The organism is Stenotrophomonas sp. Bg11-02, assembly GCF_002836635.1.
In the GTDB taxonomy this organism is placed as follows: domain Bacteria; phylum Pseudomonadota; class Gammaproteobacteria; order Xanthomonadales; family Xanthomonadaceae; genus Stenotrophomonas; species Stenotrophomonas lacuserhaii.
Window position 1 is genome coordinate 201574 of the sequence record NZ_PJAY01000061.1, and the last position, 22771, is coordinate 224344.

19 protein-coding genes are annotated in these 22771 nt (G+C 60.3%); 6 read left to right on the plus strand and 13 right to left on the minus strand.

The genetic code is table 11. The features are described 5' to 3' along the window. Window positions 1–148: 148 nt before the first annotated feature. Complete coding sequence (gene mutS, locus CXG43_RS12715) at window positions 149–2776, minus strand: DNA mismatch repair protein MutS (RefSeq protein WP_101100256.1); 2628 nt, start codon at window positions 2774–2776, stop codon at window positions 149–151. A gap of 145 nt (window positions 2777–2921) precedes the next feature. Between mutS and CXG43_RS12720 the strand changes: the two genes are divergently transcribed. The 4 genes from CXG43_RS12720 to CXG43_RS12735 all read left to right on the plus strand — a co-directional run bounded on the left by CXG43_RS12720 (window position 2922) and on the right by CXG43_RS12735 (window position 9060). Then, window positions 2922–4409, plus strand: coding sequence for a tyrosine-type recombinase/integrase (locus CXG43_RS12720; protein WP_004149674.1), 1488 nt, complete (start codon window positions 2922–2924; stop codon window positions 4407–4409). Window positions 4410–4460: 51 nt separating this feature from the next. Next, entirely contained in the window at window positions 4461–5060 is a 600-nt protein-coding gene (locus CXG43_RS12725) for a hypothetical protein (protein ID WP_004149676.1), read from the plus strand. A 96-nt stretch (window positions 5061–5156) separates the two neighbouring features. Further along, entirely contained in the window at window positions 5157–7787 is a 2631-nt protein-coding gene (locus CXG43_RS12730) for an AAA family ATPase (RefSeq protein ID WP_004149677.1), read from the plus strand. A gap of 241 nt (window positions 7788–8028) precedes the next feature. Then, window positions 8029–9060, plus strand: a complete 1032-nt coding sequence (locus tag CXG43_RS12735) for an ankyrin repeat domain-containing protein (RefSeq protein ID WP_004149679.1) — start codon at window positions 8029–8031, stop codon at window positions 9058–9060. Window positions 9061–9201: 141 nt separating this feature from the next. Here CXG43_RS12735 and CXG43_RS12740 read toward each other — a convergent pair whose 3' ends face one another. From CXG43_RS12740 to CXG43_RS12790, 11 genes are all read right to left on the minus strand, one after another. Continuing rightward, window positions 9202–10107: a DUF6216 family protein gene (locus CXG43_RS12740; protein WP_004149681.1), complete on the minus strand. Its 906-nt coding sequence runs from the start codon at window positions 10105–10107 to the stop codon at window positions 9202–9204. Between the two features lie 302 nt (window positions 10108–10409). Then, the gene (locus tag CXG43_RS12745) at window positions 10410–11147 is read right to left on the minus strand and encodes a hypothetical protein (RefSeq protein WP_154354658.1); all 738 of its coding nucleotides are present in this window, start codon (window positions 11145–11147) and stop codon (window positions 10410–10412) included. 380 nt (window positions 11148–11527) lie between these two features. Then, window positions 11528–12862, minus strand: a complete 1335-nt coding sequence (locus CXG43_RS12750; RefSeq protein ID WP_032969301.1) for an MFS transporter — start codon at window positions 12860–12862, stop codon at window positions 11528–11530. A 155-nt stretch (window positions 12863–13017) separates the two neighbouring features. Beyond that, window positions 13018–13257, minus strand: a complete 240-nt coding sequence (locus CXG43_RS12755; RefSeq protein ID WP_004149685.1) for a hypothetical protein — start codon at window positions 13255–13257, stop codon at window positions 13018–13020. A 42-nt stretch (window positions 13258–13299) separates the two neighbouring features. Further along, entirely contained in the window at window positions 13300–13950 is a 651-nt protein-coding gene (locus CXG43_RS12760; RefSeq protein WP_101100257.1) for a hypothetical protein, read from the minus strand. A gap of 19 nt (window positions 13951–13969) precedes the next feature. After that, window positions 13970–14701 (minus strand): HupE/UreJ family protein, encoded by a 732-nt coding sequence (locus CXG43_RS12765; protein ID WP_004149750.1) that lies wholly within the window; start codon window positions 14699–14701, stop codon window positions 13970–13972. Beyond that, window positions 14698–17835: a CusA/CzcA family heavy metal efflux RND transporter gene (locus tag CXG43_RS12770; protein ID WP_004149752.1), complete on the minus strand. Its 3138-nt coding sequence runs from the start codon at window positions 17833–17835 to the stop codon at window positions 14698–14700. The genes CXG43_RS12765 and CXG43_RS12770 overlap by 4 nt, the downstream gene beginning before the upstream one ends. Window positions 17836–17844: 9 nt before the next feature. Further along, window positions 17845–19080, minus strand: a complete 1236-nt coding sequence (locus tag CXG43_RS12775) for an efflux RND transporter periplasmic adaptor subunit (RefSeq protein ID WP_004149755.1) — start codon at window positions 19078–19080, stop codon at window positions 17845–17847. Next, window positions 19077–20327 carry a TolC family protein gene (locus CXG43_RS12780; RefSeq protein ID WP_004149757.1) on the minus strand — a complete coding sequence of 417 codons (1251 nt, stop codon included), beginning with the start codon at window positions 20325–20327 and terminating at the stop codon, window positions 19077–19079. The genes CXG43_RS12775 and CXG43_RS12780 overlap by 4 nt, the downstream gene beginning before the upstream one ends. 91 nt (window positions 20328–20418) lie before the next feature. After that, on the minus strand, window positions 20419–20787 hold the full coding sequence (locus CXG43_RS12785) for a hypothetical protein (protein WP_032969306.1): 369 nt from the start codon (window positions 20785–20787) through the stop codon (window positions 20419–20421). Between the two features lie 94 nt (window positions 20788–20881). Further along, on the minus strand, window positions 20882–21301 hold the full coding sequence (locus tag CXG43_RS12790) for an H-NS family nucleoid-associated regulatory protein (protein WP_080103030.1): 420 nt from the start codon (window positions 21299–21301) through the stop codon (window positions 20882–20884). 72 nt (window positions 21302–21373) lie between these two features. Between CXG43_RS12790 and CXG43_RS12795 the strand changes: the two genes are divergently transcribed. Together CXG43_RS12795 and CXG43_RS19165 are read left to right on the plus strand one after the other, a co-directional pair. Continuing rightward, window positions 21374–21670 (plus strand): hypothetical protein, encoded by a 297-nt coding sequence (locus tag CXG43_RS12795; protein ID WP_032969307.1) that lies wholly within the window; start codon window positions 21374–21376, stop codon window positions 21668–21670. Then, window positions 21660–21926, plus strand: a complete 267-nt coding sequence (locus CXG43_RS19165) for a hypothetical protein (protein ID WP_141650979.1) — start codon at window positions 21660–21662, stop codon at window positions 21924–21926. Before CXG43_RS12795 ends, CXG43_RS19165 begins: the two co-directional genes overlap by 11 nt. On the opposite strand, the gene CXG43_RS12800 is transcribed toward CXG43_RS19165, so the two are convergent. After that, window positions 21895–22353, minus strand: coding sequence for a hypothetical protein (locus CXG43_RS12800; protein ID WP_032969308.1), 459 nt, complete (start codon window positions 22351–22353; stop codon window positions 21895–21897). The genes CXG43_RS19165 and CXG43_RS12800 overlap by 32 nt on opposite strands. Between the last annotated feature and the right edge of the window lie 418 nt (window positions 22354–22771).

Here is a 22771-nt window from a genome sequence, read left to right on the forward strand (position 1 = left end):
AACCAGCGGCGGGCAAGGCCACAGGATCGAAAGCTGCGCGATGGCAGACAAGCAGCAGATGCGACACGCGTGATTGCTGTTGGGCCAGCGTTGAGCCCGGCCCGCTAACGCCGACCCATGGTCGGCGAGCGCAGCGGGCCGTGCAGAATCAGACCAGCGCTTTCAACCGATACAGTGCTTCCAACGCCTGCCGCGGCGTCAGTTCATCCGGGTCCACCGCCGCCAAGGCATCCAGTGCGGCGGTGTTGTGGGCGGCAAACAATCCGAACTGCTGCGGCGCATCCAGCGCCTGCGGCGCAACGACCGCCGACTGGGTTTCACCGCCGCGCTGTTCCAGTTCGGCCAGCCGACGTCGTGCCTGCGCCACCGTCGCGCGCGGCAACCCGGCCAGCGCGGCTACCTGCAGGCCGAAGCTGCGGTTGGCCGGGCCATCCTTCACTGCATGCATGAACACCAGGCGCTCGCCGCCGTTCTGGTCGGTGTGTTCCACCGCGTCCAGATGCACGTTGGCGATCCCGCTGCGGCCACCTTCGTGCTGTTCGCCGGCCAGTGCGGTCAGCTCGAAATAGTGCGTGGCAAACAAGGTGTAACAGCGGTTCTGCCATGCCAGATGACGCGCCACCGCGTCGGCCAGCGCCAGGCCATCGTAGGTCGACGTACCGCGACCGATCTCATCCATCAGTACCAGCGAGTGCTCGGTCGCGTGGTGCAGGATGTAGCTGGTCTCGGCCATTTCCACCATGAAGGTGGACTGCCCGCGCGCCAGATCGTCGCCGGCGCCGATGCGGGTCAGGATGCGGTCGATCGGGCCGATCACCGCCCGGCTGGCGGGCACGAAGCTGCCGATGTGGGCGAGCAGCACGATCAGTGCGTTCTGCCGCATGTACGTGGACTTGCCGCCCATGTTCGGGCCGGTGATCACCAGCATGCGGCGGTCCGGGTGCAGGTCCAGGTCGTTGGGTTCGAACGGCTGGTCGCGCACCGCTTCCACTACCGGGTGGCGCCCGCGTTCGATCTTCAGGCAGGGCGCGGTTTCCAACTCTGGCCGCGACCAGTCCAGCGCCTGCGCGCGTTCGGCGAAACCGGCCAGCACATCCAGTTCGCTCAGCGCGCCGGCGCACTGCTTCAGCGGCTCCAGGCAGTCGCCCAGCGTGTCCAGCAGCTGCTCGTAAAGCTGCTTTTCGCGCGACAGCGAGCGGTCGCGCGCAGACAGCACTTTGTCTTCGAAACTCTTCAGTTCTTCGGTGATGTAGCGTTCGGCATTGGTCAGTGTCTGGCGGCGGGTGTAGTGCACCGGCGCGCGGTCGGACTGGCCCTTGCTGATTTCGATGTAATAGCCGTGGACGCGGTTGTAGCCGACCTTCAGCGTGGCGATGCCGCTGCTTTCGCGTTCGCGCTGTTCCAGGTCGATCAGGAACTGGTCGGCATGCGTGGACAGCCGGCGTAGTTCATCCAGTTCTTCATCGAAGCCATCCGCCAGCACGCCACCGTCGCTGAGTTTGAGCGGTGGCATGTCGGCGATGGCGCTGGCCAGCAGGCGCGCGCAGTCGTCGTGCTCGCCGAGCAGCTGATGCAGCGCCTGCAGGCGCGGCGAATCCAGCGGGGCGAGCACCTCGCGCACCGCCGGCAGCAGGCCCAGGCCATCGCGCAATGTGGAGAAATCGCGGGGGCGCGCCGAGCGCAGCGCCACGCGGGTCAGGATGCGTTCCAGGTCGCCCAGGCGCCGGAACTGTTCACGGATATCCGCATCCGCGCCGCGGTCGATCAGTGTTTCCACGGCATGGTGGCGCTGTACGAGTACCTCACGCAGGCGCAGCGGCCGGTGCAGCCAGCGCCGCAGCAGGCGTCCGCCCATCGGGGTGACGGTGCTGTCCAGCACGCCGAGCAGCGTGTTGCGGGTATCTCCATCGACGCGGGTATCCAGCTCCAGGTGGCGGCGCGTGGCGGCATTCATCGCGATCGCTTCGCCCGCGTTTTCCATGGCGATGGATGTCAGGTGCGGCAGGCGCTGCTTCTGGGTTTCTTCGACGTAGCCCAGCAGCGCACCGGCGGCACCGGTGGCACGTGGTTTGTCATCGATGCCGAATCCACTGAGGTCATGCAGCTTGAAGAACGCGAGCAGCTGGCGGCGGCCACTGTCGGCGTCGAACAGCCACGGCGCACGCAGGCGCACGCCCTTGCGCTGGCGCAGGAATTCCGGCCAGTTCTCTTCGTCGGGGACCAGCAGTTCGGCCGGTTCCAACCGTGCGAGCTCGGCTTCCAGCGCGTCATCGGTGTCCACTTCATTGACCAGGAAGCGCCCGCCGGCCAGGTCGGCCCACGCCAGCCCGTAGCCGGACCTGCTGCGCGAAAGCGCCATCAGCAGGGTGTCGCGGCGCTCGTCCAGCAAGGCTTCGTCGGTGACGGTGCCGGGGGTGACGATGCGCACCACCTTGCGTTCCACCAGGCCCTTGGCCAGGGCGGGGTCGCCGATCTGTTCGCAGATCGCTACCGATTCGCCCAGAGCCACCAGCCGGGCCAGGTAGCCTTCGTAGGCATGCACCGGCACGCCGGCCATCGGGATCGGGGCGCCGCCGGAGCTGCCGCGCTGGGTCAGGGTGATGTCCAGCAGCCGCGCGGCCTTGCGTGCGTCGTCGTAGAACAGCTCGTAGAAATCGCCCATGCGGAAGAACAGCAGCAGGTCCGGGAACTCGGACTTGGCGGCGAAGAACTGCTTCATGAGCGGGGTATGCTCTGCCGCGCTTCCGGATTTCTGCTGCGTTTCAAATTTTGACATATCAATCAATGGTTTAAGTAATCTTTGTGACAGCAACTGTGGACGAGTAGGGACATTTATTCCCGTCTTTGGACAGTCACCTGTAGCGCCAAAGTAGCGCCCTAGGATAACGTCCAGCGAAACAGGGTCCACCCGGAGCTACGCGATGGAAAACAAGGCCTCTCGACGTCTGGCGCTCACGGCGACCATGGTCAAAGAGCAGCTGTCCTTCACGCGCGTGCCGGAGGTCAACGCCGACGGCAAGATCGTCAAGTTTGCCCCGAATACGGATCAGAAGCGCTATGTGGTGTTCGACAGCCACCGAGATGCGCCCGTCGGCTTTGGGGTGGCGGTAAACAAAACCGGGATGAGCTACATCTTGCAGCGGCGCATCGGTGCCCGTGTGCTCAAAGCGACCTTGGGGAACTGCCGGGACATCACCCTTGCCAAGGCCCGCGAAGACGCCAAGGTTGCTCTGGCCTCCATGCAAGCCAGTGGCAAAACTCCCGGCCAGGCCAAGCAAATCGACAAGGACGAGATCCGGGTAAGCCTGATGACGGTTGAGGCGTGCTTTGCGCTCTATCGCCGTCACCTGATCGAGCGCGCAAGGCCCGCCAAGGACAGCAGCCTAAGGGGGTTCGAATACGCCGAGAAGCGGCTCGGTCGGGCTGAGGTGAATCTGCTGGGTCTTCCTATCGGTGACTTGGTCAACGAACAGCGGATCTTGGACGCGTTCGACGAAATCGCCAAGGGTAAGCGCCACCTGGCCGAGGGGACCAAGCGGGCGAATGCCGCAACCACGGCGTTTGATAAGCCAACCGTCACCACCGCAGAACTGACTTTCCGTTGGGCTAGTCGCGCGGTGGGCTACTGCATGGATCGGGAAAAGCGCATTGCCGCGAATGCGGGCCGGTCACCTTCGTTGCAGATCAATCCGTTTACGGTGCTTCACCAAGAAGGGCGCTACCGAACGCGCGAGCAGTTGGAGGCGGGTTACGAGGCGAGCCAGGCCCGCAACCCGATGCAGCTTCGCGATGGTTCACTGGGTCGCTTCTTGGTGGCGCTTTGGGAGCGGCGCAAGGTCGATAACTACCGCACGGCGTGCGACTACTTGCTTTTAACGCTTCTTTGGGGCACCAGGCGGGGTGAGGCAGCCCCGTTGAAATGGCGCCATCGGATCGATAAGCGAGATCTTTCGATCAGCTCTTGGGTGGATCTGGATGCCGGGTGGGTGTCTTTTGCCAATACGAAGAACGGCTCTACCCATACGCTCCCGTTGGCACCAGGTGCCAAGCGCATTCTGACCCTTCGTGAAGAGGCGACCCAGAAGAGCCAGTCTCCTTGGGTCTTTCCCGCTCGGAGCAGCAGGGCGGTGCAAGGCCACTATTTGGACAGTAAGGCAATCTTGCAGGGCTTGAAGAAAGCTGGCGAGATCGAGGCGCTTCGGACCCACGACCTGCGTCGGACCTTTGCTACAGTGGCCGAGGAAGTGGCCTCGTATGCGGTGGTGAAGCGTCTCCTCAATCACCGCAACAGCCGAGACGTTACCGGCCGCTACACTAAAGTGGACGATGCGCGGCTGCTGGAAGAGATGACGCGGATTGAGAAGGTGATGCTGGGGGCGGATCCTCTGCTTCTGGCTGTGCTGACATAGCTGAGTGGTCTTAGAGCATCAAGGACGGCGCTAGGGAGGGGCGAAGATCAGATGAGCCAAGACAATGAAATTCCATTCCGGCTGACCCAGATTGCGCAGAAGCGCTTGACCGCTGATCAGCTCGCGGAAGTGCGCCGCCGTTTGGAAGAGCGCCCCGAAGACGCCGACTTCAATGCAGTTGAAGCCGCGATCTATGTGGGTAGAAGCACCAAGACCCTGAAACGCGCAATAGATGCAGGCGTGGGGCCGGCCCGGGCGAAGAACCCTGATGCCAGTGGTCTCTACGCCACTAATCGCCATACGCGCTACCGCAAGGGCGACCTAGATGCGTGGCGTTCGAGCTTGATCAGCTTCGCGGTCGCGTTTAAGCGGTTCGACGACCTGACCCTAGATGCGCCGTGGATCGTGACGAACGAAGGCAAGCTCTGGGGACACATCTTGGATGCCGAGAGCGTTGATGCCGTCTTGCGTGCGCTGAGCGACGACGCGGTTGTCTTTGCCACTCTAAATGAAGCACTGAGAGAGGCATGGTCGAACATGCCTGCGCGTCGGGCCTACGAGGCGGTCTTTGATGACCTCGTGGAGCATGAGCGCGCTGCTATTAAAGCGGCAGGCGAGCGCGACGCCCTTCATTCGGAGTTTGGCATGTAACCGAAAAACAGCCAGGGACAGTGATCGTGCCTGGCTTCAATCGCGGGTGACTGCTTATGCCCGCACCGCAGTAAATGGAACTTACAGGGGGTTGTGGTGACGATTTTGAACGAGATCTTTGAATGGTCTAAGGGCCTGCCACCTTGGCAAAGTGATGCCATCTCTCGACTGCTAGCGAAGAATGCCCTCGATGAGCAAGACGAGGCGGACTTGCTAGCGCTGCTTAAATCCGCGAACGGTATTCCCGATCCGAAGGGACGGATAGCCAAGCCGCTTGCGGCGGGGCAAGTTCCACTGCCACCTGCGGGTGCAAGCGCAATCGTGCTACAAGCTGTGAAGGACTTGCAGCACGTCAATGCTATCGCACCGCACCAAAGCCTTGGGATGGGGGCAACTGGCTTAACGATCATCTACGGCAGTAACGGGTCGGGGAAGTCTGGCTACTCGCGAGTTCTCAAGCGAGCATGCCGTGCTCGTGATCAACAAGAAGACATTCATCCAGACGCCAACTTCGCCGCTTCCAAGTCCACCACGCCGCAGGCGACCTTTGTTGTGTCGCAAGGCGGTGTGGTCAGCGAGCTTACTTGGCAGCAGGGCGTCACACCGCCAGCGGAGCTTTCATCCATTGCGGTTTTTGATGCGCGGTGCGCTAAGGCATATCTCGACCAGGAGGGAGACTTTGCCTATGTGCCTTACGGCTTAGAAGTGTTCGCAGCGCTTGCAACGCTATGTCAGCGTCTGGAAGCCAAGGTTTCGGACGAACTTCTCAGGGCACAGGTCGACATCAGTGCTTTTGCGCCTCTCCTCGGTGAGACGCAAGTTGGGAAACAAATTGCTGCGTTGTCTGCCAAGACCAAGCCTGAGGTGATCGAAAGCTTGGCGACCCTGAGCGACAAAGAGCTTGCGCGGCGCGCCGAAGTGGAAGCCAGTCTCAAGGAAGGAAACCCCAAAGAGAAGGCACAACAAGTTCGTCTTCGGGCGCAGCGATTTAGTGCACTTGCAGCGAAGGTGGCAGTCGAAGAGGAGCGCCTGAGCGAAGCGGCGGTGACGGTCGTCCATCAAGCAGCTGATGCCTATCGCAATGCGCAGGTCGCAGCCAAGATCGCCGCTCAGTTGCATACAGAGGGCGGCAAACTCTTGCCAGGCACGGGAGGCGAGGCGTGGCGCGATCTCTATGACGCGGCAAAGAAGTTTGCCGTCAGTGCGTATCCTGATAAGGGCTTTTATGAACTCACGTCGGATGATGCTTGCTTGCTTTGCCAGCAGCCACTGCAAGCGGGCGCCGAGCGCTTGCGGCGCTTCGAGGCCTTTGTAGAGGCTGAGGCAGAGAAGGCACGTGATGGCAGGCGAGAGGATCTTCGCGCGGTCTTTGTGCCGATGACAAAGGAGGTCGTCACACTCGGGTTGGATGAGGCCATTCGGGTCGAGCTTCGCGCGGAAAACGAGCAGCTGGCCAGCGACGTGGAGGCCTTTGAGGAGGCGTTGATTGCGCGCCAGAAATCCGTCAAAGATGCTGCCACTGCCGATGATTGGAGTGTGGTAGTCAGCGCTGGGGTGAGTCCGAGAGCTGCGCTTTCGCTTCTTGCTGAGCAATTGCACAGCGCAGCCAAAGCGCTTGATGAAGCTTCGGATGAAAAGGCGCGTAATGCTTTGCAGGGCGAGTTCAATGAGCTTAATGCCCGCATGCAGTTGGCGGTGGTCAAAGACTCGGTGCTTAGCGCCATTAACAAATTGTCAGTGCAATCCAGATTGAAAGGCTGCCTACCCCATCTCAAGACGCGGTCAATTTCCACCAAGGCCACCGAGATTGCTGCCCAAGTGGTCTCCAAGGAACTGGGTGAAGCGCTCAATCGCGAGTTCAAATCACTCGGCGTCTCTTCACTTAGTGTGTCCTCGCAAAGTCGCTCAGCGCGTGGAAAGACGCTCCACCGGCTCCGCTTGGAGTTGCCGCAGGCGCTATCTCCCTCCGAGATCCTCAGCGAAGGCGAGCAGCGCGCCATCGCCATTGGATCATTCTTGGCTGAGGTTTCGCTGAGCGGCCAAACAGGAGCGATCGTGTTCGATGATCCAGTGTGTTCGTTAGACCACCGTCGTCGTGAGCGCGTCGCAAAACGTCTTGCTGATGAGGCAGAGAAGCGGCAAGTAATTATTCTTACGCACGACATCTATTTCCTGAACTTGCTGACGGAAGCTGCCGGACGTGCGGGCAGGCCTGTCGTGACTCAGAGCCTGGTGCGTCAAGCCCAAGGTTTCGGTGTGGCAAGTCCCAATCTGCCGTTTGAGGGGTTGAGTAGTTCAAAGCGCGTGGGCTTCATCAAGACAATTCACGTCGAAGCAGTGAAAGCACAGAAGCTTGGTGAAGAAGAGGCGCATCACGAGTTGACCGTAAAGGCCTACTACTATTTGCGCTTGGCCTGGGAGCGAGCAGTAGAGGAGGTGCTGCTCCGAAATGTCGTTCTTCGGTTCCGTAAGGGGGTGGAGACGCAGCGCCTATCAGGCGTGACGGTGACGGATGCTGATTACGCGCGCGTCGAAGCAGGTATGGCTAAGTGTTCTAACTACGCGCACGACAAGGCTCAGTTTGGTGGGGTCGCGGTCCCTGACCCGGATGAGCTCATGTCGGACCTCGTGGAATTTGAGGCCTTCATCAAGGAAGTAAACGAGCGCTCGGATAAAACCTCGACGTCGCGGAAGAAAGGGGCGTCGGCAGCAGCGGCCACCGCATGAGCTCCTGGTAAAAGGCTGTGGTGCCTCTCTTAGGAGGGGCGCCACGGTCAAAGATGGGGTCTTGATCTGGCTGGCACGACCGGGATGACTTGCGCTTACTCATTTAGCCTTGCTCGCGCGGCACGCTGATTTTTGGATGGTCATCATGAGGCGGGCGGAAACGAGAGGGTGACCAGTCCGGACCCGGCTTGACCGATCATAAATCTGCCTTAGCTTCAACCTTTTGAAGGAGCTGAGCGCAGTGAAAGAGCGGGAGAAGTTAGAAGAAGCGGTGAAGGCGGGTGACGTGGCGCGTGTATTGAAGATCGTGGCTGCGTCTCCGATCAGTTCTCGGCTGGCTTGGGAGGCCGTTCAAGAAGCCGTTGAGGCGAACAACGAAGACATCATTGATGCACTGCTGCCGTCGCTTCTGCCGACGCAAAGTGCCTTCCCGCTCGCCGTTGCGGCCTCAGGGGGGCAGGTGTCAATCCTGCGCAAGTTGATCCCGGTGTCTAGCCCTAGGGCCGACGAATCGTTGGCGCTATCTTGGGCGGCACGAAGTGGATCTGTTGAAGCCGTAGAAGCGCTTCTTCCTTTCACTGATCCCTTGGCAAGCGACTCAAACGCGTTAGTTCACGCTGCAAGGGAGGGTCATGCAGAGATCGTTGCGCTTCTCATTCCGCTGAGCGATCCCAAGGCGAATGGCAACCGTGCACTCTGGGAGGCTGCAACTCACGGACATCTCAACATCGTGAAGCTCCTTCTTCCCGTCTCGTCGGCCATCGTTTGCGCGATGAGTATCCTGCCCGATGCAGCTGCGCGCGGCGCGACGGATGTCATCAAAATCTTGCTCAAGGCTAAGCTGCCCGATGCAGGCGACACCTATGCAACGGGATTGGATGCAGCGGCGACGAACGGGCATCTGGATACGGTCAATGTGCTGATACCAGCGATCATCAAAGCCGGCGCGCCACGCGGCTTTGGCAATAAGGCGATCTATGAGGCGGCGAGAGCTGGGCACACGCGCATTGTTGAGCGTCTGATTGGGGTGGTGAGTCAGTCGGCGTGTTCTCATGCTCTAGCGGCAGCCATCCAAGGAGACAAACAGGAGACTGCGATTGCACTGTTGGAGCACGCCGATCACGCCGAAGCTGAGCGGGCGCTCTACCTGCCCGACGGAAAATCGCGCCTTACTAAGCTCATCGCTGAGCATCAGGCTACCCAAGCGCGGAAGCACCTAGCCGATCAAACAAGCGTTCCCGCATTGAAGCGGCATCGGCCTGCGCGGATCTAGGATCTCACCATGATTGCATGCCCGTGCTGGCCAGGTGTCCATGGCGCGGTGTTGGGCGCGTTGATGGTCTTCTGCCCGCGCCAATCCCGGTCGTCTCCTTCTGATGAGCTACTCTTGCGTAGGCGAGCCCAGGGATGAGGTCTATTCTTTGCCGTAGCGTAGATAGAACAGTCTCCCGAACCTAAGCACAAACTGCCGCTGTGAGGTGGAAGCAACTGACGGTCGCGCAAGGCCAGTCCTGCGCTCTAGCTTTCGGATGGCAAATCGTTTGAGCAGCGAGTCCCAGCATCCCAACAGGAACATGAAGGCCACCAACGCAGCTGCACCGAAAGCAGTGCGCTGCACCGGCAGCGACTCCGTAAGTTCCTTTCGCTCGGCCGGCAAGGTCCAAATCGCGCAGAGCACCGACAAGTTGTAACGCGCTTCATCGTCAACGAAGGGCTCAATCGTAATCGGCTGAGGAAGAGCGGCGCATTCTTGCTGCGTGAAAGTGAGGTCCTTGTCACGGAGGATTCCGTGAGCAGTGCCCTCATCACCTTTTGTGGCCACCCGGAGAAGCGTGTCGGTCTCCTTAATGCGGATCAACACCTCGCTGCTAAAGGCTCCCCACAAAAGGCATGCTGTCGCTAAGTAGGAGATCATGAGCGCCATGCCGCTCATCGCGCCTCCCCACTTTCCAGGCGACTTGTGCGGCTTGACTGCAAATGCCTCACGATCAAAGGCATCGCCCGCAGCGCCAATGAGGTGAAGCGGCACGTCGTGCGTTTGCGCGCCCTTGATGAGTGACTCGACTTCGGTGACCGTGTCTAGGTGGATGCCGTAGACCATGCCGAAGGACACGACAGCGGAGCGGTCAGAAATACTGCCCCGAATGGCGCCGTGCTCCACGTCGTCGCGGCTGATGAAAAGCCGCATCAGCCGATTTCGAAGCGGGTGAAGCGTTCCCGAGGTGTAGCAGAGATAGAGTGCGGTGCAGGGTAGCGCCAGCAATGTCACGGCCGCTTCAAGCAGCGTGAACATCTCGTTCCAAGTCGCAGTCGTTTCCATCGTGCGTCCATGCAGTAGCGGTAGCTCGTTAGCGGCTGCTGACGCGAAATCTTGAGGTGCAAAACGACAGCTCTCGATGCGTGCGCTGGCACGGGAGGCGCTTAACCGCGAGTGGCATTGCCTACCCCGCGTTTCGCCAACTGCTCGCCAAGCCCTTCAATGCGCCTTGGCGAGGAGGTATGGCGCTGCCAGTCAATGGATTTGGAGACGTCGGATAGGTCTTCCAGCCATTGCTTCGGCCGGCATAAGGGCTAGCGAGTCTCCTCTAGGCAACTGCGGTTGCCTATCTGTCAGGGGCGGGCTTACTTAGCAGAATATAAAGACTTCTCAGATCGAATCTCATACCCGGTCCTTTCCAACGTTCGGACTAGGTCGAGATCTTGGTCATAGATCGCAATCAATGCCTCAGATGAAGCGATGATTTTGCCACTGACTTCCTTCTTTCCATCGCGCCAAAGTTCGGCAGGATGATTCTCGTGGCCATCCTTCTCGTGGATTGCTTCGCGCTCCTCTATGGCTTGAAGATGTCCGGCCCGTTCGCCAAGCCACCCTGGAATCAGGGCGAGAAGTGTGCCGATCAAGGTCATGGTTAGCGCCACATAGAGCACGGCCGCAGATCCCACCATCGCTTTGACCGGCTCGCGGATCCAGAATGGTCGTGCTGCAAACCAATCGTGAAAGGCTGTTCGTTGAACAGTGGGCAGGTTTGCGACAAAGATGGCCGTCGTCATGCCACAGAACGCGTAGAAGACAACACGCCACGGGATATCCGAGATGAGCTCGCTGCCTTGGAGCACCACCGCGTAGTAGCCCCGAACCACCTTCCAATCCGCTGTCTGTGGGAACAAGCCCTCTTGAACGCCCCAGTCATTAAGGTAAGTGCTGTATGCCACGTGGCCGCAGCCATGAAGAACAAATCCAAGCAGCGTGGCTAACGCCACCAAGCCGCCGGCAATGGTGGCCAGTGTCATCAATGCACTGGGGCCTGGCTTCTCAGAGGGGGCGGTTGGCTTGGCGGCAGGTGTCGCGGGAGTGTTCATTGGCATCCGTCCGTGGAATGGGGGGCAACAGTAGGGAAGTTCACGCGTGTGGCCTCCTTTTACACATGGAGCACTGATCAGCACCCCATCCTAATGCGAGTGGCTACGGGTTGGTGTTGCGCTAAATACAGGCAATGTTGGGGGCACCTCCCACAACCTCGATTATGAGGTCTTCCAGCGAGGTAATGTCGATGACGTGTGCGTTCTGCTCGGGCATTGCTAAGCCGCTGCCGCAGCTGCTCTGAGGGATCAGCCTTCACTTGGTCCATTTGGAGAGATGGGGTATTGCGAAGGCGGCTTTTCTTGCCGCTACGACAGCGACATCGATCTATATGTCTGTAGTCAATCTCGCAAATGGCGCTGAGGCTCCGTTTAACTCGTTATCCGGGCCAGCGTGTGTGGCGTTCATCGATAACAAACCGGTGGCGGTGGGTGCCGTCGGCCTGGCGATGCGCGAGAAGGTGGGGGTCGTCGTCAGCCAGCTGTTCGTGCTCATGCACGATCACATCCGGATCATGAGCCGGCCATTTGCGCCACGCCAGTGCCAAGCCGAGTGTCGCGAGGATGGTCAGAGCCGCCAAGGCAACGCTTAAGCCGTAGCGCGCTCCCACCCATCCTGCGAGTGGATAGGAAATCAGCCAGCAAACGTGCGATAGGGAGAACTGGGCTGCGAAGAGGAATGGGAGATCGGCTGATTCTGCCGAGCGCCGAAGGAGCCTGCCGCCAGGGGTGACCAAGCCGGCATAGGCCATGCCCAATAGGCACCAGATTGGGATGACCGTGTTCCATCCGAGGTGTCCTTGGAGCACTGACCAGATTCCGAGCAACACCATCAGGATAACCACCATGCTCAGCGCCGCTGAAAGCATGACTGTCCTGTCTGAAATGCGCTCAAGAATCTTGGGCAGCAACAGGGCAACCAGCATGGAGCCGCCTCCAAAGGCGGCCAATGCCCATGCTACCTGGTCCTCGGTTCCACCAAGGACGGTGCGCACCATTACTACGGTGTTGACGAAGACCATTGCACCGCCCGCTGCAGCGCAGACGTTAAGAGCGAGAAGTCCCTGCAGTCTTGGCGTGCGAAGGTAGATGCGCATGCCTCGCATGGCTCGCGCATAAGGGCCGTCTGTGGAGGGGGCAGAGGCAACGATGGGGAAGGCCGTAGAGGCGACAAGAATCGCCGAGAAGATGAATCCGACCGAGGTGCCCGCGAACAACCCATGAAAGCTGACGATGGTCAACAGTGCCGCCGCGAGCGCTGGGCTTAACAGGCTTTCCAAGTCGTAAGCCAATCGCGACAGCGAAAGGGCGCGCGTGTAGTCGCGCTCCTCGTTGAGGATTTCGGGAATGGTCGACTGGAACAGCGGGGTGAAGCACGCTGAGGCGGATTGCAGCACTGCGATGAGGAGATACACCTGCCAAATCTCAGTGACAAAAGGCAAGCATAGGGCGACCCCAGCACGAACCAAGTCGAGCGCGATCAGCACCTTCTTACGTAGCCGTGCCGGGACAACCGCCCCTGAGACAGGTGCCAGCGTCACATACACGACCATCTTGATGGCCAGTGCTGTTCCCAGCACCGCGCCGGCTTGTGCACCTGCTAAGTCATAGGCCAACAGGGCCAGAGCGACAGTCGCAAGGCCGGTTCCAATCAGCGCGACCACCTGCGCACCGAACAGGCGGCGAAACGTGGGATGGCGCAATACTTCAATCATGGCGTGTCCTGACATCAATAGTCTGGTTGCACCGATCCGTAGGCACGGGGGCTCTTTGTGAGCAGGCGCCGTGGGTGGATCCAGTTTACTCGCAGCAGGGAGGTGGCTGGGGGACGGCCCCGCCATGGCAGGGCCGTCCTCCAACCTGTATGGCGTTACTTTTTCTTCGGTGCCGCCTGCGCCTCGCAGCGCTCCTTCAGGGCCTTGGTCTGGGCATCGCCCAGATCAACCTTGAACTTAGAGCGGTCCGCCAACTCCTCGCAGGTGGTGGGTTTGGCCTTTGGACCCGTCGGTGCGGCATGCGCCGAATGGAGGGCGGGATCGTGGGCAGAGGCAACGTTGGACAGGACGGCGCCAGCGAACAATGCGGCGACGACCGAGATACGGATTTTCATGGTCTTTTTTCCTTGGTTGAAATCGGCGGAAACGCCGGGGTCTTACGGTTGGTAGATGTCGGACTGGTAGCCGACGATCTCGATGCTCACGGTGACCGGTTTGTCGCTCCGGTTCTGCCAATACCAGCCATGAGTGCCCTCGAAGGGGGCAGTAAAAGTGCCGCGTGCTTCACGCTGGGCAGCTTCAACTGAGTAGCTGGTCCAGGCACCTTTTACGTCCGGTCGTTCGCCGTGCATGTCCACGGCCAAGTCGCCCGTGGCGTTCCACCGGAATAGCATTCCAGCGCCAGCGGCCATGTGGGACTTCACCTCGGTTCCCTTGCCAGGCGCCAGCGTGACCGTCATTGCGTCCTGCCGAAGCTCGCCGTCGGCCAATGACACTGCGTTTGGCGCCAACGATTGGCCTTTACTTTCCCCGAACGCCTCACTTGCTTTCTGTGACAGGAGCGCCACGTCGTCTTGGCTACCGGCCGGCGTCCTTACAGGAATGGAGGCCGGAGTAGATTGCGGCGAAGACTCGCTGTCAGCCAGCGCACTGAGGCCAAGCATTCGGCCAATACCGGTGGGGTCGATCCCGTATTCGGCCGGCAGCACGGCCGTGACCAGAAGCGTGCCGGCGACGGCCACGGCGAGGGCCGTGGATTTCAGCAGGCGAGCGGTGGTGGGGAGCGGTTGATTGGTGGTGATCGACATAATGGGTCTCGGTCAGAAATCAGGAAACGAAGTAGCCGGTGAGCTGCATGCCGATGAGCACGAAGCCGGCCATCATCAAGATGGTGTTCACGCCGTAGGCCTGACGGTTGAAGGACGGCAGCCGACGCCAGAAGCCCATCACAATCAGGATGCCGGCAAGCGCCAGCAGTTGGCCGATCTCAACGCCCACGTTGAACGCAAGCATGTTGGGGACCAGCCCGTCCGGCGAGAGCGAGAAGTCCTGAAGCTTCGTGGCCAGGCCGAAGCCATGGAAGAAACCGAAGACAAGCACCGCGATCTTGGTGTTGGGTTGCACGCCGAACCACCGCTTGAACGCGCCCATGTTGTCCAAGGCCTTGTAGACCACCGACAGGCCGATGATCGCGTCGACCAGATAGGCGTTGACGTGGAAGCCGCCGAGCACGCCGAGCAGCAGCGTCGTGCTGTGACCAATGGCGAACAGGGTGACGTAGATGCTCACGTCCCGCATGCGGTAAAGGAAGAAGATCACCCCGAACAGGAACAGAAGGTGGTCGTATCCAGTCACCATGTGCTTGGCGCCGAGGTAGGTGAACGCAATCAGTTGCCTACCGGTGCTTTCTTCAAGGAAGGCTTGGTCGCCCTCGCTGACACCGTGCGCGAACGCCGCAAATGGCAGCAGGACTGCGGCAAGCATCGAAAGCCATGCAAAGAGCTTGGTGGGGGAAGTCAAAGAAGGGTTCCTTATATTGAAAGGAGTGGGATGATTCATGGCGAGCGACTTTCCAGATCAGGTTTTTCGCGGTGGATCAGTCGATAGAGCGCCGGCAGCACGAGCAGTGTCAGCAGCGTGGAAGAGATGATTCCGCCGATAACCACGGTTGCGAGCGGGCGCTGAACTTCCGCGCCAGCACCGACGTTCAGAGCCATGGGAAGGAAGCCCAGGCTCGCCACCAAGGCCGTCATCAGGACCGGCCGGAGGCGGGTAAGAGCACCTTCGGTGACAGCCCTATGCAGGGGCATGCCTTCTTCCCGCAGGTTCTTGATGAAGCTGATCATCACCAGGCCGTTGAGCACGGCAACGCCCGAGAGCGCGATGAACCCAACGCCTGCGGAGATGGACAAGGGAATGTCGCGCAGCCACAGCGCCACCACACCCCCGGTCAGTGCCAGCGGCACGCCACTGAAGACGATGGCGGCATCCTTGCCCGAACCGAAGGCCATGAACAGCAAACCGAAGATCATCACCAGAACCACTGGCACGACGAGGGACAGGCGCTTGCTTGCCGAGATCAACTGCTCAAATGTGCCGCCATACTCAATCCAGTAGCCTTCGGGCAGCTGGACTTCTTGTCTGACTTTGCTGCGCAACTCCTCGACAAAGGACCCCAGATCGCGTCCGCGCACATTGCTGGTGATCACCACCCTGCGTTTGCCATTCTCGCGGCTGATCTGGTTGGGACCGGGCGCAATCTCGACCTTGGCCAACTGCCCCAAGGGCACGAAGCTACGCTCCTGGCCTGTGCTCGCCCCTGGCGCGACGGCTACAGGTAGTGACGCCAGTGTTCCGATGTCCTGGCGCAGGTTCTCCGGCAGACGAACCACGATGTCGAAGCGGCGATCGCCTTCGAACACCTGGCCGACCGATTCACCTCCCAGCGCCACCGAGATGGTCTTCTGCACGTCGTCGATGGCTACACCGTATCGTGCAAGTGCATCCAGGTCCGGCGTGATCGTCATCAAGGGCAGACCGGTGATCTGCTCAAGTTTCACGTCGGCCGCTCCTTGGATCCCACTGGCAACGTTCTCCACCTGACTACCGATGGCTGCCAGTTGCTCCAGGTCGTCGCCGTACAGCTTGACGGCAACCTCAGCCCGAACGCCTGCAATGAGCTCGTTCATCCGCATCTGCACCGGCTGGGTGAACTCGTAGTTGTTGCCAGGAATGGCGCGAACCACCTTCTCGAGCTCGGCAACAAGCTGTGCCTTGGGCTTGCGCGGATCGGGCCATTGGTCCCGATCTTTGAGCATGATGAAGGTGTCGGCTACGGAGGGGGGCATGGGATCGGTAGCCACCTCGGCGGTACCGATTTTGGCGACGACTTCGTCCACCTCAGGGAACTGCTTGATTGCCGCTTCGAGCTGACGTTGCATTCCGATCGCCTGGGTCAGGCTGGTCCCGGGAATTCGGAGCGCGTGCAGCGCGATATCGCCCTCATCCAAGTTAGGAATGAACTCAGTGCCGAGGCGACTTGCAAGCAGACCGGCCAAGACGGTGAGCACTGCGGCCGAGGCCGCCACCACCTTGCGTGCGTTGACGGCTCGCTCAAGCATCGGGCCATACAGCTTGGTGACCCCGCGCATGGCCTTGGTTTCCTTCTCCGACACCTTCCCCGTTACGAACTGAGCTACGGCGGCCGGCACGAATGTCAGGGACAGTGCCATGGCACCGGTGAGCGCGATGACCACGGTAAGCGCCATCGGGTGGAACATCTTCCCTTCCACGCCGGAGAGGGCAAAGATCGGGATGTAGACCGCCGCGATGATGAAAAGGCCGAACAGGCTTGGCTTGATCACTTCTGCACTGGCACTTGCCGCCAAGGAGAAGCGCTCTTCGCGGGTCAACAGACGCCCCAGAAGGTGTTGCCGCTCGCCAAAGCGGCGCAGGCAGTTCTCCACGATGATGACCGCCCCATCGACGATCAGGCCAAAATCCAGTGCGCCCAGGCTCATCAGATTCGCGGAGACACGATTCTGGACCATGCCTGTGATCGTCAGTAGCATCGTCAATGGAATGACCGCCGCAGTGATCAGCGCCGCACGAAGATTGCCCAGAAGCAGGAAGAGGACCGCGATGACGAGCAGGGCGCCTTCGAGAAGGTTCTTCTTCACCGTCTCGATGGTCCGGTCCACCAGTTCGGTTCTGTCGTAGACGGGATGCGCCCGCACGCCGTCAGGCAAGGTGGCATCGATGTCCTTGAGCTTGGCGGCAGTTCGCTGAGCCACGTCTCGGCTGTTTTCACCGATGAGCATGAAGGCCGTGCCAAGGACTACTTCCTTGCCATCTTTGGTTGCCGCGCCTGTGCGAAGTTCGGTGCCTTCTACAACGTCCGCCAGATCGCCAACGCGCAATGGCATGCCATCACGGTTGGCCACAACGATCTTGCGCAAGCCCGCCATGTCGGCCACCTGGCCCGGCACGCGGACCAGGTACTGCTCACCGCTTTTCTCGATGTAGCCGGCACCTACGTTGGCGTTGCTGCGTGCCACGGCTTCCAGCACATCCTGCAACGTCAGTCCGTAGGCTTGGAGCTTCTTCGGGTCCGGCGTGATGTGGAACTGGCGGACATAGCCCCCGACGGTGTTGACCTCCGTTACGCCCTTCAAGTGGCGCATCTGCGGTCGGACCACCCAGTCCTGCAGCGTACGAAGCGCCATTGGCGTCCACGTCTCCTCAGCACCCGGCTCAGCTTCCACGGTGTACATGAAAATCTCGCCCAGGCCGGTCGCTACCGGTCCAAGGCTGGGCTTGAGTCCCTCGGGCAATTGGGATGCCGCTTGCTGAAGCCGCTCTGCGACCTGTTGACGGGCGAAGTAGATGTCCGTGCCATCTTCAAACACCACCGTGACTTGAGACAGGCCGTAGCGTGAGATGGAACGGGTGTATTCCAGCTTTGCCAGCCCGGCTAACGCTGTTTCGACGGGGAATGTGACCCGTTGCTCGGCCTCCAGCGGTGAGTAGCCGGGAGCTTCGGTGTTGATCTGCACCTGGACATTGGTGATGTCAGGAACGGCGTCGATGGGAAGCTTGCTGTAGTTCCAGATCCCAAGGCCTGAGAAAGCTAGGACCAGAAGGAGCACAAGCCATCTGTGCGCGATGGACGCGCGAATGATTCGCTCTAGCATGGGGCGTCCTTAGTGGTCGTGGCTTGCGCCGGACTTTTCGATGTCGGCACGAATCAGGTAGCTCTGCTCGGAGACGTACCGGGTTCCCGGCTTGAGCCCTTTCAGAACCTCCACTCGCTCGCCATCGCGCCTACCCAGTTCAAGCATCCGCACCTCATAGCTGTCGCCCACTTGAGCGAACACAACGGTGAAGTCCCGGAAACGCTGCAGTCCCGATTCTTTTACTGTCAGCGGGACTTCCGTCTCTGCGATGACGACCTCGGCGGACACGGCCATTCCTGGTCGCCATTTGCCTTCGCTATTGGCAAGGGCCACACGTGCCACCACGGTCTGGCCAGCGCTGGCAAGCGGCAGGATGCCCTGCAGCTTTCCCGTTGCTTCCAAACCACCTGTTGCCGAACGGATGGTCACCGCTTGGCCCGGGGACAGGCGCTCGGCGTCGCTTCCCAGCGCACGCAGATCCACCCAGACCTCAGAAAGGTCAGCAATCTCGAACAACGTGTTGTCGGCAGCGACATCTCCTACCGCCGTGTTGCGTGCGAGCACGACACCACTGAAAGGCGCCGTGACGGAGTAGGTCCGCATGCTGTCATTGCCCTCCACCGTGGCCAGCGTCTGACCGGCCGAGACGCGTTGTCCCATCTCGACCGCCACACTGCGGACCACGCCCGGGAAGCGCCCCTTCACCGCAGCAAATCGACCGGTGTCGACCACGACATTGCCCATAAGCGAGACAGTGTCCCGGATGACCCCCGGTTCGGCGGGCTCGACCACGACGCCTGCATCGGCAGCCGCTTTCGGATCTATGGTTGTGCGACCTTCGTACGAGGCGTAGGACCAGGTGTAGTTCTTCCCACTCACCACTGCATCGGCTTTGACGTCAAAGGAGTGCGGTTCGACCACCTCCCCGTTGCCCACCAGGTAATCGCTCTCCGGAGCAAAGCTGAAGTTGTTGACTTCGCCGTCCAGTCGCTTGAGTTGCATCGTCGCTTTGACTTCGCCAGGTGCCAGCGGCTTGTCGTTGCGATAGGCATACAGCCGGAACTGCGGCGGGGTATTGGTTTCGTAAACAGTCACTTCAAGGGCGAAGTCGCCGTCGCGAAGCATGCGCCCGCGATGCGGCCCTCGCTCGTAATCGCCTGCGGCCGCAGCAGTGGCTTCAGGCTTGTCTCCCTGCGCTGGTTCGTTGCCGCCACATGCAGCCAGGGCGAACGGGAGCAGGATCAGGAATACGTATCGGTTCATGGGCGGATGTCCAAGGCAGAAGCGGTGAGGCGGTCGGCCTCGACCATGAGACGGAGATAGCGCGCGGCGGATTCGACTTCCCGTTCGCGAAGGTCGAAGAGCCTCTGCTGCGCCTGGCTGAGCACCAGGAAGGAGAAGCGGCCTTCCTCAAAGCCCCTGCGGCTCTGATCAAAGGCCTGCTGGGCCTTTGGCAGCTGGCGCTGGCGCACTGACTCCACTTCGGACTGCGCTTGCCGGAGCTGCTGGTAGATGCCAAACAGCTCTTGACGCACCTCCAACATCTGCGCCTCGCGCCTGTATTTGAGCGAGGTCAGCTCGTAGTCTGCTTCGGCGACGGAGAAGTCCGATCGTCGACGGCTCCCTAACGGGACAGAGACGGACATCACCAGGCCGCTGTCCTTGGTGGCTTCCAGTCGTCGAATGCCAAGGCCAACGCTGATATCCGGCTTGGCACTGGCCCGGGCGATGTCCCTTCTTGCACCCAGAACCCCGGCCTGGGCGTCCATGGCCCGCTGCTGTGGAGTCGTGGCCAGGCGTAGGCTCAGATCATCAAAATCATCCAGAGGGGGAAGGATCCCGGTATCACCTGCAACCGAGCCGAAGTCGGGGCGGGGTGCCCCCCACGTGGCCGCCAGTGACATCCGGGCGCCTTCTAGGGCCTGCAACGCCTGCTCCCGCTTCAGCTCGGCATCGAGCAGGGCGATCTCGGCGGATCTCAGGTCCGAGTCCGGATTGCGGGCGGCCGCTACCCAGCGGGCCACTTCACGGCGCATGGCTTGGGCCATTTTGATGCGCTCTTCGGCGTGCTCGACATGCTCCTGGGCGGCCAGCGCATCGACGAAGCGCCCCGCGGCCAAGGTGGCGATAGCGATACGGGTGACGTCCGCTTCGCTTCGGGCGGCGTCCACCTCGGCGCCACCGAGCGCTTGGCGTGCTGCCCGCTTCCCACCCAATTCCAGGACCTTGGAGATGCGGAAGGTGGATTCGGCGGCGTCCAGGCCGCTCAGGCCACCTGAGCCAGCCACGTTCTCAAGCTCGCCGCCCAGCACGAGCGGCGTAGGCAATGCCTCCCGGCCCGCACGGCTTCTGACAGCTTCTAGTTGAGCAGCGTCTGCCTGCACGCTGGGATGGGTGCCCAGGGCGCGGGCAACCGCATCCTCTAGGCGCAGCACTTCAGCGGCGTGGCCAGGCACGGCCACACCGCAGGCGCCGGCTATGGCCAGCGCCCACAAACTACGTAATTTCACGGAAAATCTCCGACAAATGGTCATGACGATGCGCTGCCAGCCACCATTCGGTGGACAGCACGCTCAGGCCGCTACAGCGCGGCAGGAGTCGTCAGACGATCGGAGGTCTGAAAGGTGAGCCGCGATGGCCAGAGGGCTCATCAACGGAGTGCAGGCCGGGCAACAAAGATGCCGGCGAAACCGTAGCCAGGTTCAGATTCGAGGACACCAGCATCCCGGCAAAGCTCACATCGGCTTGGTGAAGGACGCTGTGGACGCCTGATGCATGCTTCGGATCTACGTTGTCTCCGTTTCCGGAGGCGTGTGAATGCCCATGGTCTAATGCCGCTGCGATGTCGTGCTCAGCGGCGTGAAGCTCGCCCTGCTGAATTACGATCGGCCGAACAAGGACGCTCAACAACATCAGCATGAAAATGCTGAGCCGAATGAGTCGACGATGGCGGGCCAAGATGGCGGTCATGCTCGGGAGAATAGCGGGAGCGAGGCCGCCTTGTCGAGGACACATCGCGCCCAAGTTCGCCGAAAGCGAATAAGAGGCCCGGACGGTGATGTCGCTATCCGGGGAAGGCGGGGAAGCGCTCACCAGGGTGGTGCTTCTTCCAGTCGCTGTGCGCAACGGTTCCCTCCCAAGCTAGGAACGCCTTTGGCGGCCGGCCTCGCCCTGACCACGTTTCACCACTAAATGGGAGCCAGAAGCGCGGTGGTGCCTCATTAGGGACTGGCCTGGATTGCGCTCGAAGCTTCCCAGGCGCGCTGAGGCTTGTCTTCTGGCCGACCATTTGGCGGATGTGCTGCTGCTGCGTGGGACTGAAATCAGAAAAGGAGGTCTCTAGCAGCGATATGACGCGCTTAAATGCCTCTTTCGTTGCGGCGCGAAGGAGCGTTGACTCGTTCCCTGCAAAACGGGTTGGGTCGATCTTGCTGCGCGGCTTCCGAGCGGGCGTGGCTGACTGGGCTCTTTTGCTATTAGGCATAGGTATATTAAAATTGAGGGAGGGCGTTGACTTTAGGTATAAGTTAACTAGATTGCCTCATTGGAGGCACTAATGATTCATCCGTACGACTTCGTAAAGGCTGTTGTCTCGCATGAGCACGCAAGCGACCGTCTGGCTTTAGCGCGCCTAGGGCTCAATGTGCTCTACGACGCGGACGCATTTCCGTTTGATCTTTCTGAAATCAAGCGAATGAAAACCCATGCCAGTCTCCTGGCGTATGGTCTGATCATTCATGCAACAGCGCGGCCCATTTTCTACAGTCAGCAAAGTGCGTCGCTCTGTGAAGAACTCATCGGCATCACGATTAAGAATAAGCAGGGTGCGTCGGGGGAGCGTCATGACTCTTGATGAGTTTGTTAATCACCTGTTGGATTCCAAGCAGAACACGCAGTTGATGGCTCGTATCTTGCTCAACACTTTTGGCGAATCCGAGGAATATCCAGTCCACGTGCACGAACTTCGGAAGCTAACGCCACTGAATTTCGCGGCGGTGATGGCGTTAATGCAATGGGCGCAGACGAGCTCTACATTCAAATATGAAGGGTGCCGTCGCCACTGGATACTGAGCGTGGCTATCGGCCATGCGCCAGATAAGCGCGACTGACCGAGGGGTCGGCGTTGAAGGTCCTAACGCATCTATCAAACTCTTCATTATTCTGCAACATTCCATTCCGAAATTGGTCGTATAGGAAAAGATAAAGTCCATCAGATACCGGCTGGACACCAACAAGCCACGCCATTATATCTTTCCATGTAACGGGCCCGAAGCGTTGCTTTTGCTCTGCTTCGAACACCTGAATGATCTTGAGCAGTGAATTGCTGTCTGCCCTAGAGTTCATTAAAGCGCTCGCTAGATTGCGTTGCCGGGTAGCGGCTTCGCTCGAAGTGCTGCGGGCAAGGAACATTTCGAAGAGCAATGTGACCACTTCTAGGTAGAAAAAGCCTGACTTGCAAAGCCTGTCCGCGATTTCTAGCATCGGAGGCGTTAGCGGGAAGGGGAAGTGCTTGCGGACATCGTCAAGGCAAGACATGGGCATTCCTTGATGCGGACGGGACTTCGATGATTTTAGCTCTAAGATGATCTCTGATCGCAGGCATGGGGCGCAGCCTTTCGAGCGCTCCTGGCGTTAATTACGAGGCTGAATAGCCCGCCGCCACCTTGCGAGCGCTCTTTCTCCGATACTGGCCAGCATTCATTACATCCGCCGTCCAATGTGCCGTGTAGAATTGTGGCGTAAGGGTGGGGCCTTGCTGTCGTCTGGGGAGGCGCTGATATGGGCAGGTCACTAGGCCGATAACTCAAGGGCTGTGTTTTGGATCGTCAAGTCAAGCAAGTTGACCCCAAGCCGGAAGATGGCGGTGAGGCGCTTTTTAGCTCATTCCGAGGCGCTAAGAATATCGTCGTGTTGGGGGATCCAGGAGCTGGGAAGAGTGAGCTCTTTCGTTCCC

What these genes read in the sequence shown, in the direction of transcription:
- mutS (WP_101100256.1), bottom strand. Translation starts at nt 2,776, where the DNA reads ATGTCAAAATTTGAAACGCAGCAGAAATCCGGAAGCGCGGCAGAGCAT.
- CXG43_RS19165 (WP_141650979.1), top strand. Translation starts at nt 21,660, where the DNA reads ATGACTCTTGATGAGTTTGTTAATCACCTGTTGGATTCCAAGCAGAAC.
- CXG43_RS12770 (WP_004149752.1), bottom strand. Translation starts at nt 17,835, where the DNA reads ATGCTAGAGCGAATCATTCGCGCGTCCATCGCGCACAGATGGCTTGTG.
- CXG43_RS12785 (WP_032969306.1), bottom strand. Translation starts at nt 20,787, where the DNA reads ATGACCGCCATCTTGGCCCGCCATCGTCGACTCATTCGGCTCAGCATT.
- CXG43_RS12760 (WP_101100257.1), bottom strand. Translation starts at nt 13,950, where the DNA reads ATGTCGATCACCACCAATCAACCGCTCCCCACCACCGCTCGCCTGCTG.
- CXG43_RS12775 (WP_004149755.1), bottom strand. Translation starts at nt 19,080, where the DNA reads ATGAACCGATACGTATTCCTGATCCTGCTCCCGTTCGCCCTGGCTGCA.
- CXG43_RS12765 (WP_004149750.1), bottom strand. Translation starts at nt 14,701, where the DNA reads ATGAATCATCCCACTCCTTTCAATATAAGGAACCCTTCTTTGACTTCC.
- CXG43_RS12725 (WP_004149676.1), top strand. Translation starts at nt 4,461, where the DNA reads ATGAGCCAAGACAATGAAATTCCATTCCGGCTGACCCAGATTGCGCAG.
- CXG43_RS12790 (WP_080103030.1), bottom strand. Translation starts at nt 21,301, where the DNA reads ATGCCTAATAGCAAAAGAGCCCAGTCAGCCACGCCCGCTCGGAAGCCG.
- CXG43_RS12720 (WP_004149674.1), top strand. Translation starts at nt 2,922, where the DNA reads ATGGAAAACAAGGCCTCTCGACGTCTGGCGCTCACGGCGACCATGGTC.
- CXG43_RS12755 (WP_004149685.1), bottom strand. Translation starts at nt 13,257, where the DNA reads ATGAAAATCCGTATCTCGGTCGTCGCCGCATTGTTCGCTGGCGCCGTC.
- CXG43_RS12795 (WP_032969307.1), top strand. Translation starts at nt 21,374, where the DNA reads ATGATTCATCCGTACGACTTCGTAAAGGCTGTTGTCTCGCATGAGCAC.
- CXG43_RS12750 (WP_032969301.1), bottom strand. Translation starts at nt 12,862, where the DNA reads ATGATTGAAGTATTGCGCCATCCCACGTTTCGCCGCCTGTTCGGTGCG.
- CXG43_RS12740 (WP_004149681.1), bottom strand. Translation starts at nt 10,107, where the DNA reads ATGGAAACGACTGCGACTTGGAACGAGATGTTCACGCTGCTTGAAGCG.
- CXG43_RS12745 (WP_154354658.1), bottom strand. Translation starts at nt 11,147, where the DNA reads ATGAACACTCCCGCGACACCTGCCGCCAAGCCAACCGCCCCCTCTGAG.
- CXG43_RS12800 (WP_032969308.1), bottom strand. Translation starts at nt 22,353, where the DNA reads ATGTCTTGCCTTGACGATGTCCGCAAGCACTTCCCCTTCCCGCTAACG.